This window comes from Eubacterium segne, from assembly GCF_014287775.1.
GTDB classification, from domain to species: Bacteria; Bacillota; Clostridia; order Lachnospirales; family Lachnospiraceae; genus Eubacterium_G; species Eubacterium_G segne.
In genome coordinates, this window is record NZ_JACOOZ010000006.1 from 142397 (window position 1) to 158503 (window position 16107).

Sequence of the window (16107 nt, forward strand, 5' to 3'; positions counted from 1 at the left end):
TAATCATGATTTGGCAGCAACGGAAGCATTTTGATTAGAGACTTTTAGTTCATTCCATAAGGCATCATGGAATAACATGGCAAGCTCTTCCCAATGTTTACGTTGCTGTTTTTCATAATTTAATTGTTTCTTTAGTCCTTCAATTTCTGTAAGCAGAATTTCTGTATTTTGTAATAATTGAGATCTCTCGCTGTTATTCATATTAAAATCCCCCACATAACATAAATTTTTCTCAATATAGTAAATTATAACACTGTAGGTAATAAATGTGTAAAAAACATATCGACTTTTATTGACCTTGCTTCCCTTATGATGACAGGGTTTTACATTGGTTTTGGATTGGTTTTTATAGTTATAAAAATATTGTAAATAACGTTGTGATATTATATAATTAAAAAAGTGTTCATTTAAACTTGACACTTTGAAAATTTATATGTTGGTGCTTATTAAGTATCAGCAATGTAACCATTTTTAATTATGGAGGCGTAAAATGGGAAAATATTTTGGAACAGATGGATTCAGAGGCGAGGCTAATGTTAATTTAACGGCTATGCATGCCTTTAAAGTGGGAAGATTTATAGGATGGTATTACGGAAGATTTCATAAATGCTCCGTAGCTATTGGAAAAGATACAAGAAGAAGCAGTTATATGTTTGAGGATGCCCTTTCAGCAGGACTTACATCCACAGGGGCAGATGTATATTTACTTCATGTAACTACAACACCAAGTGTATCATATATAGTTAAAACAGAAGATTTTGATTGTGGAATTATGATTTCAGCCAGCCATAACCCTTATTATGATAATGGAATAAAACTTATCAATGGAAAGGGCGAAAAAATGGAGCAGAATTTCATTGATGAAGTTGAAAAATACATTGATGCAGACTTTGACTCAATACCTTATGCAACCATGGATAAAATAGGAAGAACCATTGACTATTTTGCAGGTAGAAACAGATATATGGGATATCTTATGACATTGGCAAAAAATTCCTTTAGAAACATTAAGGTCGGACTTGATTGTTCAAACGGTAGTGCATGGACTATAGCCAAAAGCGTATTTGATGCATTAGGAGCAGATACATATGTTATTAATAATGAACCAAACGGTGTAAATATTAATATGGGATGCGGTTCTACCCACATTGAGGCATTACAGAAATTTGTAAAAGAAAAGAAGTTAGATATTGGTTTTGCCTATGACGGGGATGCAGACAGATGTTTCTGTGTGGATGATCAGGGAAATGTGGTAAATGGTGACCTTATTTTATATGTATGTGGTGTGTATTTAAAACAAAACGGAGAGCTTGACAACAACACTGTAGTTACTACAGTAATGTCAAATATAGGATTATATAAAGCCTTTGATGCTGTTGGAATTAAATATGAGAAGACAGCAGTCGGTGACAAATATGTATATGAATGTATGAGAAAGAATGATTACCGTTTAGGCGGAGAGGAATCAGGACATATTATTTTCAGTAAATATGCAACAACAGGCGATGGAATCCTTACATCAATAAAGTTGATGGAGGTTATGATTTCTTCTAAGAGAAAAATGTCAGAGCTTATTAATCCGGTAACTATTTATCCACAGTGCCTTAAGAATGTTAAGGTTGCAAGTAAGCCGGAGGCAAGAAATGATGCTGATGTACAAAAGGCAGTAGATGAAGTGGCACAGCAGCTTGGAAATGACGGTAGAATCTTAATTAGGGAAAGCGGAACAGAGCCTGTTATCCGTGTTATGGTTGAAGCAAAAACAGACCAGTTAGCAGAGGAATGTGTTGACAGGGTTGTTAATGTAATTAAGAAAAAAGGTTACGCAGTGTAATGACATACAAAAAAGGATATTTTATAAAGCTATGGGCAGTAAGAGTTATTCTTATTGCTCTTATAGCATTGTGGATGAGCACCATATTTGGCTTTTCTGCCGAAAATGGAGAACAGTCTCAATCACTTAGTGATAAAATAACAGTTCAGGTTGTTCATATTTTAAAAAGTGATTATGAGGATATGGATGTTAAGGCCAAAGAAGAATACTTTAATACAGTAAGTTTCTTTGTGAGAAAAACGGGACATTTTGGAGAATATGGAATTTTAGGAGTTCTTATTTCAACATTTTTGTTGACATTTGAAAAAATACGAAACAAAAAAAGATATATTGTAATTTTAATAACTACCATTATAGGTATGGTGTATGCATCTTCCGATGAAGTTCACCAGAATTTTGTAGAAGGAAGAAGCCCTAAGGTTATGGATGTTTGCATTGATACAACAGGCTGCTTTATGGGAGTGGTTTTTGTTACAATAATATGTTTTTTAATTTGCAGGAGGAAGAGAAAAAAATGTGGCAGGATAATATAAGAAAGGTTACTCCCTACACGCCGGGAGAACAGCCAAAGGATAAGGATGTAATTAAACTTAATACCAATGAAAGTCCATATCCACCTTCACCCATGGTACAGGAGGTTGTAAGAAGTGTTGAAAATAACAGAAACAGGCTTTATCCTGACCCGGAAGCAGCAGTTTTAACTGATGCCATCGCTAAATATTATAATGTTGATTCTAATCAGGTGTTTGTAGGTGTTGGTTCAGATGATGTGATTGGAATGAGCTTTCTTACATTTTTTAATTCAGAAAAGCCTATATTGTTTCCTGACATAACATATTCCTTTTATGATGTGTGGGCAGATTTGTTTAAAATAAAATATGAGATGAAACCGTTGAATGAGAAATTTGAAATTGTAAAAGAAGATTATCTTGTGGAAAACGGTGGTATTATTTTTCCAAATCCCAATGCTCCTACAGCAGTGGAAATGCAGCTGGATGATATAGAATATATTATAAAGAACAATAGGGATTCAGTGGTAATTATAGATGAAGCTTATGCTGATTTTGGAGATGTTTCAGTGCTTGGTCTTGTGAATAAATACGAAAATCTTCTGGTGGTAAGAACCTATTCTAAATCCCGCGCATTAGCAGGAATGCGTATAGGATATGCCATTGGCAGCAAAACTTTAATTAGCGCCCTTAAGGCAGTTAAATTCTCATATAATTCATATACAATGAATTATGTGTCTATTTGTGCAGGGGCTGCTGCAATAAATGATGATAAGTATTTTAAGGAAATTGTATCAAAGGTAATAAATACCCGTGAAAAGGCTAAGGATACGCTTAAAAAACTGGGATTTTTCTTTACGGACTCAAAGACTAATTTTCTATTTGCAACTCACAAAAGTGTGCCGGCAGAGGAAATATTTGAGGAATTAAAGAAGAGAAAAATATATGTAAGGTATTTTAATAAGCCAAGGATAAATAATTATTTAAGAATTACTATAGGTACAGATGAGGAGATGGAAAAATTATACGAAGCTCTTAAGGAAATTGTTAAATAAAGGAAATATCTGATATGTTTTCAATCTATGGTAAAGATGTTATTTAGCATTATATGTAAGGGACACATTTAACATAAAAATGTAACAAATTGTTAATTTTATATATAAAAAAATATAAAATTTCTGAGTAGAATAAAATACATAGGAAAGAGATGACAGATGGGATTTATATCCCATCTGATTTACTATGAAGATTAAATGTCATAGTAGAAAGAATCCTATAGATTTTATGACAGGAGGCGAAATATATGAATATTAGTAAATTTACTCAAAAATCCGTTGAGGCTATACAAAATTGTGAAAAGATAGCCGGAGAATACGGAAATCAGGAAATTGATCAGGAACATTTATTATTGGCGCTTGTTAGTTTAGAAGACAGTTTGATTATTAAGTTAATAGAAAAGATGGAAATACAGCCGGAGTATTTTAAAAACAGAGTTGAGGATTATATAGCCAAAAGACCTAAAGTACAGGGCGGCAACATGTATATGAGCCAGGCTCTTAATAATGTTTTAATAAGTGCAGAGGATGAAGCAAAGAGAATGGGAGATGAATATGTTTCAGTGGAACATTTATTTCTCACTATGCTTGACAAACCCAATAGGGAAATAAAGGAACTTTTTAAAGAATTTGGTATTACAAGGGAAAAGTTTTTAGGAGTGTTAGAAGAGGTAAGAGGTAATGTAAGAGTTACTTCGGATAATCCGGAGAGTACCTATGACGCACTGTCAAAATACGGTCAGGATTTAGTGGAAAGAGCAAGAAATCAGAAGCTTGATCCTGTTATTGGACGAGACAGTGAAATCAGAAATGTTATAAGAATTTTGTCAAGAAAAACCAAAAACAATCCGGTGCTGATTGGTGAACCCGGTGTTGGTAAAACAGCAGCAGTAGAGGGTTTGGCACAGCGTATTGTAAAAGGTGATGTTCCGGAGGGATTAAAGGATAAGAAGATATTCTCCCTTGACCTTGGTTCATTAGTGGCAGGTGCAAAGTACAGAGGTGAATTTGAGGAAAGGTTAAAGGCTGTACTTGAAGATGTAAAAAACAGCAATGGAGAAATCATTTTATTTATTGATGAACTTCATACTATCGTAGGCGCAGGAAAAACAGACGGGGCAATGGATGCAGGAAATATGCTAAAGCCTATGTTAGCAAGAGGAGAACTTCATTGTATAGGTGCAACTACCTTGGATGAGTATAGACAGTATATTGAAAAGGATAAGGCGTTAGAGAGAAGATTCCAGCCGGTAATGGTAAGTGAGCCATCAGTGGAAGATACAATATCTATCCTAAGAGGTCTTAAGGAAAGATATGAAGTGTTCCATGGAGTTAAAATTCAGGATGGGGCTTTGGTAAGTGCAGCAGTTTTATCAGACAGATATATAACAGACAGATTTCTTCCTGATAAGGCAATAGATTTAGTAGATGAGGCTTGTGCCCTTATTAAAACCGAGATGGATTCCATGCCTACGGAGCTTGATGAATTAAGACGTAAGGTTATGCAGATGGAAATCGAGGAAGCTGCTTTAAAGAAGGAAACGGATAATTTAAGCAAAGAGAGACTGGCGGAATTACAGAAGGAACTTGCTGAAAGCCGTGATGAATTTAATAACAGAAAGGCACAGTGGGAAAATGAGAAAAATTCCGTAAACAGATTGCAGCAGCTTCGTGAACAGGTTGAAAATGTTAAGAAAGAAATTGAGAAGGCACAAAGCGAATATGATTTGAATAAGGCAGCAGAACTTCAATATGGAAAGTTGCCTGAACTTCAAAAACAGCTTGGTGTGGAAGAACAAAATGTAAAGGATAAGGATTTGTCATTAGTAAGGGAAAGTGTTACAGATGAGGAAATTGCCAGAATTATTTCCAGATGGACAGGAATTCCGGTGGCAAAACTTACTGAAACAGAAAAAAATAAAACATTACATCTTGATGAGGCTCTTCATAAGAGGGTTATCGGTCAGGATGAAGCTGTGACGAAGATTACTGAGGCAATAATCAGGTCTAAAGCAGGAATTAAGGATCCCGGAAAACCAATTGGTTCTTTCCTGTTCTTAGGACCTACAGGTGTAGGTAAAACAGAACTGGCAAAGGCATTGGCAGAAAATCTGTTTGATGATGAAAGTAATATGGTAAGAATTGACATGAGTGAGTACATGGAAAAATATAGCGTGTCAAGACTTATAGGAGCACCTCCGGGATATGTAGGATATGATGAAGGTGGTCAGCTGACAGAGGCAGTAAGAAGAAAACCTTATTCGGTAGTGTTATTTGATGAGGTAGAAAAGGCACATCCTGATGTGTTTAATGTGTTACTTCAGGTATTAGATGATGGTCGAATAACTGATTCTCAGGGAAGAACAGTTGACTTTAAGAACACTATCCTGATTATGACATCAAACATCGGTTCTTCATATCTGTTAGAGGGAATAGATGATGCCGGAAACATAAAGAAGGAAAATCAGGAATTTGTAATGAACGATTTAAGAAATCATTTCAGACCTGAGTTTCTTAACCGTTTAGACGAAATCGTAATGTTTAAGCCACTTACTAAGGACAATATAGGTGGAATTGTTGATTTGATTGTAGCTAACGTAAATAGGCGTTTAGCAGACAGGGATTTAAAGATTTCACTTACTGATGATGCCAAAAAGTTTGTGGCAGATAACGGATATGATCCGGTTTATGGCGCAAGACCTCTTAAGAGATACCTGCAGAAAAATGTTGAAACAATAGCTGCTAAGGTTATTCTTGAAGGAAACGTTGATATGGGAGATACAATATGCTTTTATGTAGATGGTGACAGGTTAGCTGCTAAGGTAGAAAAGAATAATAAATAAAATGTAAAGCAATGGTTGTCATTGGAAAATAATTAAAAAATATGCTTAGAATATACAAATAAGATACATTACTTTATTAAATTTAGATTATAGTCAATAAATTTAAGGGCAATAGTATCAAAGTATTTTCTAAACAAATCCAAATGACAACCATTTATTTATTTATTTATTTATGGAGGTAATTATGGATAGAGTATTAGAAACAATTAAAACAAGAAGAAGCATCAGGGCGTACAAGCCTGATATGGTGGAAAAGGAATTAATTGACAAGGTTATTGAAGCAGGAACATATGCTGCTACAGGAAGAGGAAATCAGTCCCCTATTATAATTGCAGTAACTAACAGGGAAGTCAGGGACAAATTATCTAAAATGAATGGAAAGATAATGGGAACAGACACAGATCCTTTTTATGGAGCACCGGTAGTGCTTATTGTTTTGGCAGATAAAACTAAGAATACATATCTTTATGATGGAAGTCTTGTTATGGGAAACATGATGCTTGAAGCTCACAATTTAGGTTTAGGAAGTTGTTGGATTCACAGAGCAAAAGAAGAATTTGAAAGTGAGGAAGGAAAAGAAATCCTTAAATCTCTTGGAATAACAGGAGATTATGAAGGAATAGGTCATTGTGTTTTAGGCTATATTAAGGGAGATGCACCTGAGGCAGCACCTAGAAAAGAAGATTATGTTTACTACATAGACTAATATTTAATACCACTTTTGACTTAATTTGTTCAGTGACAATCCAATGTGATTTAGTAATAATTTTTTACGAAGGAATATAATGAGTGAATTAAGCAAAAGAAAGAGAAGAAGAAAAGTAAGAAAAATAAGGGCAGTGCTTGCCGTTACAGTGTTAACGGCAGGTATATTGCTTTTGGCAGGAATTTTTAAACATTTAAGTGCATCATCTGATGTAGAGATTAAAGAATCACCGGTGGAAAATCATCAGGTGTTAGAAACAACAGAAAAGGAAACTGCTTTACAGATACCATCCTGGATAGATAAGCAGATAATAAAAAAGGATGGAAAGTCCAGAAGGGGCATTAAACTTAAAGAAGTGAAGGATGTTGTAATTCATTATGTAGGAAATTCCGGAACAACAGCTCAGCAAAATCATGATTTTTATGCAGGAGATGACTCAGATGTAAGTTCTCATTTTATTGTGGGATTGGATGGTGAGATAATTCAGTGCATTCCGTTAGATGAACATTCAGAGGCAAGCAATTGGAGAAATAGGGATTCCATTTCCATTGAAGTGTGTCATATGGATGAAACAGGAGAATTTGGCAAAAAAACATATAAATCTCTCGTTAAGCTTGTGGCATGGCTTGAAAGTGTTTATGGTTTAGATGAAGAACATGTAATAAGGCATTATGACATTACGGAGAAAGAGTGTCCTAAATATTTTGTTGATCATGAAGATGAGTGGGAGCTGTTTAAAGAAAAAGTTAGAGATTACAGAATAAAAAAATATACAGGGAATAAGTGAAAATATCGAACATTTTATATAAGGGGTTATAATTAAGTTAAACTACGGATTTGAGGAAAAGTATGGCTAAGAAAAGCAAAAGAAAGAGAAAGTTAAGAAAAGGAAGAATAGTTATGGCTGTTATTATTGTGGCGGCCATAGTTATTATGTCCTGTTTAGTAGTAAAAAGGATTAATCAAAACAGTGAGGCCAAAAAAGTTAAAAATTTGGCGGAAATTAAGATACCGGATTGGATTGATTCTCAAATAATAGATGTGGATGGCGCTTCAAGAAATGGATATAAATTAAAGGGTATAAAAGACATTGTAGTTCACTATGTAGGAAATCCGGGGACAACAGCTCAGCAAAATCATGATTTCTATGCAGGAGATCAGTCTAATGTAAGTTCTCATTTCGTTGTGGGATTAGATGGGGAAATTATTCAATGCATTCCTATAAATGAATGGTCTGCGGCAAGCAACTGGAGAAATAATGATACAATTTCCATTGAGGTGTGTCATCCTGATGAAACGGGAAAATTTAAAAAGAAAACCTATAGCTCTTTAGTAAAACTTGTGGCATGGTTAGAAAATGTATGTGATATAGATGAAAGCCATGTAATAAGACATTATGATATTACAAAGAAAGAATGCCCGAGATATTTTGTACAGCATGAGGACAAATGGAAAACATTTAAGAAAAATGTAGAAAAGTATAGATTGGCTCATTATTAAAAGACGCAGGTTGCGTCTTTTTTTACAACTAACCACAAAAACTATACATAAATATAAAAAATGATTTGGCAAAACAGTGGTGATAAATTCGATATGATATTATTGACTAATGAAAATAAGCGGTATTTAACAGACGGAATTTATAGTAACTATTCATCAGATTCTGATTCAAAGGTTTTGCCGGCAAATCTGCCTAATGTTATAAATCAGGAGGATTTTACATATAGAGATGGGATTTTTATGGCGAAGCCCAGGACTTTAGAGAAATGATTCAGGTTTGTGTTACAGTAAAAAATGGGAAAATAAAAAGTATTAATATTATTAAATCCCAGGATGATGAATTATATTTTAACAAGGCGATATTACTGACAACTAAACATCTTTTGTTACGGTATTAATTGTGTTATGCTTATATACGATAGTTTTTGGACGATTTTTTGCGGTTTTGCTTGTGCATTTGGAACTTTAGGAGATTTTGTTCATGAGTTTTATGTCCTATGGGAGCAGTGTTTTCAATTCTTCCCGTACTGCCGCTTTTTTCTATAAGTAGAAATAGAGACCAGTGCATAAAAGGGTGCAGTGGATGTACAAAGGTATGTCCATCAAAAATTGGACTTTCGGATTTAAAGGAAGATATTCAGCCGGGAGATTGCTTTATGTGCCAAAAATGTATGAATATTTGTCCAAAACAAAATGTTAAATTGGGATTGGTAAAGGGAAACGGAATTACATTTATTATAGTAAGAGGGCTGATTCTAATTTTAATAATGAAATGGGCAGAAATTTAGAAAAAACGGGAGCAGTTTATGAGAAAAAAAGACGTGATTTTAGTGATTGTGGTTCTTTTAATAGCAGGTGTCATGTACGGTGCAATCCATTTTATACAAAAAGGTGAAGCCTCCACTGTAAAAATATCAGTTGATGGCAAAGTTTATGGAAAATATTCCATTAACAAGGACGAGATAATAGATATAAAAACTTCAAAAGGTAGAAATGTAATAAATATTCATAATGGTTATGTGGAAATGGAAGAGGCGGATTGTCCGGATAAGTATTGTATAAAGCAGGGAAAGATTAAAAATACAGGGCAGACAATTGTATGTCTTCCGCATAAAGTAGTTGTTGAGATAATTAAACAGAACATAGTCAATGAAAATAACGATGTGGATGCTGTGGTAAAGTAGAAATAATTAATAATTTAATGGGAGGTCAAGATATGAGCACAAAAAGAATAGCAAATATGTCCATGTTAGTGGCACTTGCCATAATATTTAGCTATATTGAATTTCTTATTCCCATTAATTTAGGAATTCCGGGAATGAAATTAGGATTGGCAAATCTGGTAATTGTTATAGCATTATATATATTAAAAATCAGTGATGTCTGGATTATTTCTATACTTAGAATCCTGATTATGGGATTTATGTTTGGAAGTGGTATGTCAATAATTTATAGCCTTGCAGGAGCAGTGTTTAGTCTCATTGTTATGTCAGTTATTAAAAAAATAGGGGGGTTTAGTATTATTGGAGTAAGCATGGCAGGGGCAGTATGCCATAATATGGGGCAGGTGATGGTGGCAATAATTGTGGTAGAAAATGTTAGTGTTATATATTATGTGCCGGCACTTTTAGTGGCAGGTATAATTACAGGGGCAGTAATAGGCATAGTTTCAAAGAGGGTTTTATCAGTTATAAAAAAATAAACAAATTTTTTACCTAACAAGTTAGATACATTTAACAAAAGGCACAACAATTTACGATGAAGATGGAAACACATATGATGTTTTATATTGGAAAAATGATGATATCGGTGCATATGGTGAGTTTATGCGTGTGGATTTAACAGGCAATTATGGTGGATTAGGTTCATGGAAGATTTTTAAAGAGGAATTTGATGAGGCAAAGGCTGAATTTGCAAATCCACAAAGTCAGGCAACAGTAAATGAAGCAGTTGAACATTTAAAAAAGTTACCCTTGCAAGTAATAAATTAAAGAACAAGAAAAAATTATATGTCAGGTAAAAGCTGTAGGGGCTCAAAATGGTCAAGGTTTGTTAAGATTAAAATCAAAAAATAACTTTAGTAATTAATTTTTAAAATATATTTCGGATGATTTTCTATTTTATTCTATTTAAGAAAATCATCCGTTTTTGCTGTAATATTGATAACATATTTCCGTCAAATTTATTGAGTATATTTTGTATGAAAATTTACTAACAAATTTATTAGGAGAAAATATGAATCATTTAGATGAACTTGAGGCAGAAGCAATATACATAATGAGAGAAGTGGCGGCAGAATGTGAAAATCCTGTTATGCTTTATTCCATAGGAAAGGATTCGTCAGTAATGCTGCATTTGGCAATGAAAGCTTTTTATCCTGAAAAGCCACCATTTCCTTTTTTGCATGTAAATACTACATGGAAATTTAAGGAAATGATTGAATTTAGAGACCGCAGGGCAAAAGAACTGGGAATTGAAATGATTGAATACATAAATGAGGAAGGTGTTAAGAATAACATTAATCCTTTTGACTATGGTTCATCATACACAGACATAATGAAAACCCAGGCACTAAAGCAGGCTCTTGATAAATATGGGTTTACCGCAGCATTTGGCGGAGGAAGACGTGACGAGGAAAAATCAAGAGCAAAAGAGAGAATTTTTTCTTTTAGGAATAAACAACACGCATGGGATCCAAAAAATCAGAGACCGGAAATGTGGAAGCTTTTCAATACAAGAATTAACCAGGGAGAGAGTATAAGAGTATTTCCTTTATCAAATTGGACGGAAAAGGATATATGGCAGTATATAAAAAGAGAAAATATTCCTATTGTTTCATTATATTTTGCCAAAGAAAGACCGGTTGTTGAAAGAAATGGGCAGTTGATAATGGTTGATGATGACAGAATGAGATTGTTGCCGGGAGAAAAAGTTCAAAATAAAATGGTAAGATTTAGAACGTTAGGATGTTATCCGCTAACCGGAGGCATAGAGTCAAATGCTACGACATTAGATGAAATTATCGAAGAGACAATGGCATCAGTAGAATCCGAAAGAACCAGTAGAATAATAGATTCTGACGGAGGGGCTGCAAGCATGGAAAAAAGAAAAAGAGAAGGATATTTTTAAAATGGAAAGTTTATTGAAATTTATTACTTGCGGAAGTGTTGATGATGGAAAATCAACTTTAATTGGACATATGTTATATGATGCAAAGCTGATTTTTGCAGATCAGAAGAGAGCTTTGGAATTGGACTCTAAAGTCGGATCAAGAGAAGGAAACATAGATTATTCTTTGTTGCTTGACGGATTAATGGCTGAAAGGGAACAGGGAATTACAATAGATGTTGCATACCGTTATTTTGCTACTGAAAACAGAAGCTTTATTGTAGCGGATACTCCGGGACATGAAGAGTATACAAGAAATATGGCTGTTGGAGCTTCATTTGCATCCCTTGCCGTAATTTTGACGGATGCAAGTCAGGGTGTTTTGGTTCAGACAAGAAGACATGCAAGGATATGTTCTTTAATGGGAATAAAACATTTTGTTTTTGCGGTAAATAAAATGGATTTAGTGGATTATGATATTAAAATATTTGAAAAAATCCAAAAAGAAATAAATGGATTAATGTCAGAATTTGATTTTAAAACATTACAAATAATACCGGTATCTGCTACAGAGGGAGATAATATAACAAAGACATCTGACCGAATGCAATGGTATAAAGGCGTCCCATTACTTAAATATCTTGAGGAAGTGGATGTAAAGGAAGATGTTGAGGTTAAAGGATTTTCCATGCCGGTTCAAAGAGTGTGCCGTCCAAATCATAATTTTAGGGGATTTCAGGGGCAAATATCATCCGGAAAAATTTGCCGGGGAGATGATATAACTGTTTTGCCAAGTGGCGAAAAGGCAACGGTAAAAGAAATATACGAAGGTGATAAAAAAGTAAATCAAAGCAGTAAAGGTCATGGAGTGACAATTCAGCTGGACTCTGAAATTGATATATCAAGAGGATGTATTATAGAGAAAAATTATAATCTTTTGTGTGGAATGAATTTCTCAATTTGTATATTGTGGATGGACGACAAAAAACTAGTTGAGGGACGGAATTTCCTTATGAAAGTTGGAACAAAATTAGTTCCTGCAACAATTACAAAAATAAATTACAAAATTGATGTTAATACAGGTTCACAAGTATACGCAAAAGCAATCTTTAAGAATGAAATTGCTTTTTGTGAGGTTACGTTAGGGGAAAAAATAGTTGTTGATAAATTCATCAATAATAGGGAATTAGGTTCATTAATACTAATTGACAGAGTATCAAATATGACGTCGGCATGTGGACAAATTGCAGAAATTATCGATAATGAAAAAAATCTGACATGGCATGAAATGGATGTAACAAAGGAGTTAAGGGAACGTCAGTTATCTCAAAAAGCTTTTACGGTATGGATGACAGGACTTTCAGGGTCAGGAAAATCTACCCTTGCTAATGCATTGGAGAAAAGATTATTTACACTGGGAAAACATACAATGCTTCTTGATGGTGACAACATAAGAATGGGACTTAACAAAAATTTAGGATTTAATGAAGGAGACAGAGTGGAAAATATCCGCAGAATAGCTGAGGTTGCCAAATTAATGAATGATGCGGGGCTGATAGTAATTACATCATTTATTTCGCCATATAGTCAGGACAGACAAAGTGCAAAGGAAATAATAGGTGATGATTTTGTGGAAGTCTACGTAAGCACCCCTCTTGATGAATGTGAAAGAAGGGATGTTAAAGGTCTTTACAAAGAGGCAAGAAAGGGGAATATCAGGAGCTTCACGGGAATAAGCAGCCCTTATGAAATACCTGAAACACCGGATGTTGAAATAGACACCAGTGGAAAGAAAATAGAAGATTGTGTGAATACAATTATAGATAAGCTTAAAAAATATATTGAGGAATAATCATATATTATGAGTAATAAATTACAGCTGTTTACTTCAATGTTAAAAATCGGATGTATTGGATTTGGTGGTGGAAGTGCCATTATTCCCATAATTGAAGACGAGATAGTTGAAACAGGTATAGATACAAAGGAGAATATTGATAAGGATGTTATGGTGGCAAATATAACACCGGGAGCACTTCCGGTAGAAGTTGCTGCTTCAATAGGAAAAAGAGCTGGTGGAAACAAAGGAATGTTTTTATCAGCACTTGCCATGGCGCTTCCGGGAACGCTGGCAGCAATAGCAATTTTTACTATTTTTTCAACTATGAAATTAACAGTATTAAATGTTATTGAACTGGCGTCAGTTGGAGTTTCAATATTTATTTTGTATATGCTAAAAGTTTATATTGGAAATGTATTTAATAAGTGTGCAGGCAATACAAAATGTGAGAGAAAAACCGTTATTTTAATGGCAATATCATTATTTGTTGTTTGTGGCAAAAATTTATATCAGCTTTTAGGAATAAGTAAAACACCGGTATTTTCATTATCTGCCTTTAATGCCTTAATGTTATTTTTCTTTTGCATAATATTCATGGAAAACAACAGACATAAAAATGTGGGTTTCGTAGTGATAATGGTTATTATATCAACACTATTTGCTGTTACTCATGGAAAGGGAAATTATATTGATAATAATTATATTATGTATGCTTTGGATGCAATAATGATTATGATTTCTCTGGCAGGAATAGTAGATGATATGAAAAACAGTGGAATGAAGATAAAGATCTATAAGAATTTTTTTAAGGAACTTTTTATATGGATTGTATTTTTAGTCATATGTTCTATGCCGGCGTTAATAAATAATGCAAATATTGTGGAGTTTATTGGCAAAGGAATAATTTCGGCTTTTATGTCTTTTGGTGGAGGGGATGCATATTTAACTATTGCTGATGGGTTATTTGTAGATACAAATATGGTAACGGAAAGTCAGTTTTACGGTCATATAGTATCTGTTGTTAATGTTTTGCCGGGCTCCATATTATGTAAAACCTTATGTGGAGTAGGATACTACCTGGGAATTAACATATCAGGAAGTATTGTGACGGGAGTTTTATTTGCTATAGTTGGTTTTGCATGTAGCATTGCGGCATCATGTGGATTTTATATGACAATATATCATTTGTACAATAATCTAAGTTCACTGAGAATTATAAGTAGAATATCAGAATGTATTCGCCCGATTATAGCGGGATTTCTTATAAATATTTCATTATCATTGTGCAATCAGTCTGTAAGAGTAATGGGAAAGTATCAAATATCCGGAATAAGCACAATAATAATCGTTGTGCTAATGTTTATAATTACATGCTTACTAAAAAGTAAAACAAGGATAAGTAATGCTTTAATATTAGTATTGAATATAGGAACAGTTTTTATTATAAGGGCGCTACATTACATATAGGAGGAAACAAATGTCAACAGTATATTTGTGTATAGGAACACCAAAAACAGGAACTACAGCTCTTCAAAGCTTTATGAGAGAAAACGAAAAATTGTTAAATGAGCAGGGTTATGCATTCCCACAGTTAAATATTGGACTTAAGGGGATCTTTCGTGATAGAAATGCACATTTTTTAGTTAATTATATTACTCAGGATAATAATGATGAGCATAAATTAAAGCAGAAGGAGTTAAATGAAAAAGCATATGGGGAATTAGAAAAGTGCGGGAAAAAATTTGAAAATATTATTTTGTCTGATGAACAAATCTGGTACAGATGCAATTATGAGGAAAAATTTTGGGAGAGATTAAAAGAAGATTTTGGAAAAATTGATTGCAAGGTTAAGGTTGTTGTTTATTTAAGACGGCAGGATATGATTGTTCAGTCTTTATGGAATCAGCTTATAAAAATGCACAGACGTAAAATACATACATTTGAAGAAAGTCTGGAAATAAATGATTATGATTATTTTCCGTTAGACTATTTTAAACAATTAAAAAATATTGAGGAACATATAGGAAAAGATAACCTTATTGTAAGAGTTTATGAGAAAAAACAGCTAAAAAATCAGTCATTATATGAAGATTATTTTGATATTATGGGAGTTAAGCTTAATGAAAAATTTACTTATAATCAGGTTGCAGGAAACGTGGGACTTACAGGAAATTATATAGAAATTAAAAGAATTATAAATGGGGTTACTGATTATAGGGAAATGGAGGATTTTTTATGCAGACCTATTATTAATGCCAGCATATATGGAAATAGTATTGAACCACAAAAAAAGGTAAGCTTTTTTTCTTATGATGAGCAGATTGAATTTTTAAATAAATACGAAAAAAGTAACAACCAAGTGGCAAAATATTATTTAAATAAAAATACAGGGCTTTTTGAAGAAGAAATAAAGGAATTTCCAAAGTGGAAAGTGGACAATAAAAAAATGTACCGTGATGTAATAATTTCCATGACAGAAGTTTTTTGCAGACAACAGCAACAGATACAGGATTTACAAAACAAATATAATGAAATTTCAGATATAAGAAAGAAGTTAGATGAAGAGAAAAGAAGGTTAGAATCTGTGTATAACAGTGCCATATTCAGATTATATAGAAAAATAAGATATATGGTAAAAAAACAAAAATAACATTAAAAGAGGGGATGTCATAAAAAGTGAACATCCCCTTTTAAATATTATTAATGGTAAAGCAG

The 16107-nt window shown here is 33.5% G+C and carries 17 protein-coding genes; 16 read left to right on the forward strand and 1 reads right to left on the reverse strand.

Going from position 1 to position 16107, the window contains the following annotated elements; all coding sequences use genetic code 11:
* Window positions 1-3: 3 nt before the first annotated feature.
* Window positions 4-201, reverse strand: a complete 198-nt coding sequence (locus H8S00_RS09560; RefSeq protein WP_118589340.1) for a hypothetical protein — start codon at window positions 199-201, stop codon at window positions 4-6.
* Between the two features lie 289 nt (window positions 202-490).
* Between H8S00_RS09560 and glmM the strand changes: the two genes are divergently transcribed.
* The 16 genes from glmM (at window position 491) to H8S00_RS09640 (ending at window position 16042) form a co-directional block, all read left to right on the forward strand.
* Window positions 491-1834 carry a phosphoglucosamine mutase gene (gene glmM, locus H8S00_RS09565; protein ID WP_021953832.1) on the forward strand — a complete coding sequence of 448 codons (1344 nt, stop codon included), beginning with the start codon at window positions 491-493 and terminating at the stop codon, window positions 1832-1834.
* Entirely contained in the window at window positions 1834-2367 is a 534-nt protein-coding gene (locus H8S00_RS09570) for a VanZ family protein (RefSeq protein WP_021953833.1), read from the forward strand. Before glmM ends, H8S00_RS09570 begins: the two co-directional genes overlap by 1 nt.
* Window positions 2349-3398, forward strand: a complete 1050-nt coding sequence (gene hisC, locus H8S00_RS09575) for a histidinol-phosphate transaminase (RefSeq protein WP_243169573.1) — start codon at window positions 2349-2351, stop codon at window positions 3396-3398. Before H8S00_RS09570 ends, hisC begins: the two co-directional genes overlap by 19 nt.
* A 248-nt stretch (window positions 3399-3646) precedes the next feature.
* Complete coding sequence (gene clpB / locus H8S00_RS09580) at window positions 3647-6241, forward strand: ATP-dependent chaperone ClpB (RefSeq protein ID WP_186840476.1); 2595 nt, start codon at window positions 3647-3649, stop codon at window positions 6239-6241.
* A gap of 184 nt (window positions 6242-6425) precedes the next feature.
* A complete protein-coding gene (locus H8S00_RS09585) occupies window positions 6426-6947 on the forward strand; it encodes a nitroreductase (protein ID WP_021953836.1) in 522 nt (173 codons plus the stop codon).
* 79 nt (window positions 6948-7026) lie between these two features.
* Window positions 7027-7734, forward strand: coding sequence for a peptidoglycan recognition protein family protein (locus H8S00_RS09590; protein ID WP_021953837.1), 708 nt, complete (start codon window positions 7027-7029; stop codon window positions 7732-7734).
* A 62-nt stretch (window positions 7735-7796) separates the two neighbouring features.
* On the forward strand, window positions 7797-8447 hold the full coding sequence (locus tag H8S00_RS09595) for a peptidoglycan recognition protein family protein (protein ID WP_186840477.1): 651 nt from the start codon (window positions 7797-7799) through the stop codon (window positions 8445-8447).
* A 93-nt stretch (window positions 8448-8540) separates the two neighbouring features.
* The gene (locus H8S00_RS09600) at window positions 8541-8717 is read left to right on the forward strand and encodes a hypothetical protein (protein WP_186840478.1); all 177 of its coding nucleotides are present in this window, start codon (window positions 8541-8543) and stop codon (window positions 8715-8717) included.
* Between the two features lie 227 nt (window positions 8718-8944).
* Window positions 8945-9235: a 4Fe-4S dicluster domain-containing protein gene (locus tag H8S00_RS09605; RefSeq protein WP_186840479.1), complete on the forward strand. Its 291-nt coding sequence runs from the start codon at window positions 8945-8947 to the stop codon at window positions 9233-9235.
* 18 nt (window positions 9236-9253) lie between these two features.
* On the forward strand, window positions 9254-9631 hold the full coding sequence (locus H8S00_RS09610) for a NusG domain II-containing protein (protein WP_118589332.1): 378 nt from the start codon (window positions 9254-9256) through the stop codon (window positions 9629-9631).
* 32 nt (window positions 9632-9663) lie between these two features.
* Complete coding sequence (locus H8S00_RS09615; protein ID WP_118589331.1) at window positions 9664-10149, forward strand: Gx transporter family protein; 486 nt, start codon at window positions 9664-9666, stop codon at window positions 10147-10149.
* 130 nt (window positions 10150-10279) lie between these two features.
* A complete protein-coding gene (locus tag H8S00_RS09620) occupies window positions 10280-10438 on the forward strand; it encodes a hypothetical protein (RefSeq protein ID WP_243169574.1) in 159 nt (52 codons plus the stop codon).
* A gap of 244 nt (window positions 10439-10682) precedes the next feature.
* A complete protein-coding gene (cysD, locus tag H8S00_RS09625) occupies window positions 10683-11576 on the forward strand; it encodes a sulfate adenylyltransferase subunit CysD (RefSeq protein ID WP_118589329.1) in 894 nt (297 codons plus the stop codon).
* Window position 11577: 1 nt separating this feature from the next.
* The gene (gene cysC / locus H8S00_RS09630; RefSeq protein WP_118589328.1) at window positions 11578-13407 is read left to right on the forward strand and encodes an adenylyl-sulfate kinase; all 1830 of its coding nucleotides are present in this window, start codon (window positions 11578-11580) and stop codon (window positions 13405-13407) included.
* 9 nt (window positions 13408-13416) lie between these two features.
* The gene (locus H8S00_RS09635) at window positions 13417-14859 is read left to right on the forward strand and encodes a chromate transporter (RefSeq protein ID WP_118589327.1); all 1443 of its coding nucleotides are present in this window, start codon (window positions 13417-13419) and stop codon (window positions 14857-14859) included.
* Between the two features lie 10 nt (window positions 14860-14869).
* A complete protein-coding gene (locus tag H8S00_RS09640) occupies window positions 14870-16042 on the forward strand; it encodes a hypothetical protein (RefSeq protein WP_186840480.1) in 1173 nt (390 codons plus the stop codon).
* The last annotated feature ends 65 nt before the right edge of the window (window positions 16043-16107 follow it).

What these genes read in the sequence shown, in the direction of transcription:
- H8S00_RS09600 (WP_186840478.1), top strand. Translation starts at nt 8,541, where the DNA reads ATGATATTATTGACTAATGAAAATAAGCGGTATTTAACAGACGGAATT.
- H8S00_RS09560 (WP_118589340.1), bottom strand. Translation starts at nt 201, where the DNA reads ATGAATAACAGCGAGAGATCTCAATTATTACAAAATACAGAAATTCTG.
- H8S00_RS09570 (WP_021953833.1), top strand. Translation starts at nt 1,834, where the DNA reads ATGACATACAAAAAAGGATATTTTATAAAGCTATGGGCAGTAAGAGTT.
- cysC (WP_118589328.1), top strand. Translation starts at nt 11,578, where the DNA reads ATGGAAAGTTTATTGAAATTTATTACTTGCGGAAGTGTTGATGATGGA.
- H8S00_RS09605 (WP_186840479.1), top strand. Translation starts at nt 8,945, where the DNA reads ATGGGAGCAGTGTTTTCAATTCTTCCCGTACTGCCGCTTTTTTCTATA.
- clpB (WP_186840476.1), top strand. Translation starts at nt 3,647, where the DNA reads ATGAATATTAGTAAATTTACTCAAAAATCCGTTGAGGCTATACAAAAT.
- glmM (WP_021953832.1), top strand. Translation starts at nt 491, where the DNA reads ATGGGAAAATATTTTGGAACAGATGGATTCAGAGGCGAGGCTAATGTT.
- hisC (WP_243169573.1), top strand. Translation starts at nt 2,349, where the DNA reads ATGTGGCAGGATAATATAAGAAAGGTTACTCCCTACACGCCGGGAGAA.
- H8S00_RS09585 (WP_021953836.1), top strand. Translation starts at nt 6,426, where the DNA reads ATGGATAGAGTATTAGAAACAATTAAAACAAGAAGAAGCATCAGGGCG.
- H8S00_RS09615 (WP_118589331.1), top strand. Translation starts at nt 9,664, where the DNA reads ATGAGCACAAAAAGAATAGCAAATATGTCCATGTTAGTGGCACTTGCC.
- cysD (WP_118589329.1), top strand. Translation starts at nt 10,683, where the DNA reads ATGAATCATTTAGATGAACTTGAGGCAGAAGCAATATACATAATGAGA.
- H8S00_RS09590 (WP_021953837.1), top strand. Translation starts at nt 7,027, where the DNA reads ATGAGTGAATTAAGCAAAAGAAAGAGAAGAAGAAAAGTAAGAAAAATA.
- H8S00_RS09595 (WP_186840477.1), top strand. Translation starts at nt 7,797, where the DNA reads ATGGCTAAGAAAAGCAAAAGAAAGAGAAAGTTAAGAAAAGGAAGAATA.
- H8S00_RS09610 (WP_118589332.1), top strand. Translation starts at nt 9,254, where the DNA reads ATGAGAAAAAAAGACGTGATTTTAGTGATTGTGGTTCTTTTAATAGCA.
- H8S00_RS09640 (WP_186840480.1), top strand. Translation starts at nt 14,870, where the DNA reads ATGTCAACAGTATATTTGTGTATAGGAACACCAAAAACAGGAACTACA.
- H8S00_RS09635 (WP_118589327.1), top strand. Translation starts at nt 13,417, where the DNA reads ATGAGTAATAAATTACAGCTGTTTACTTCAATGTTAAAAATCGGATGT.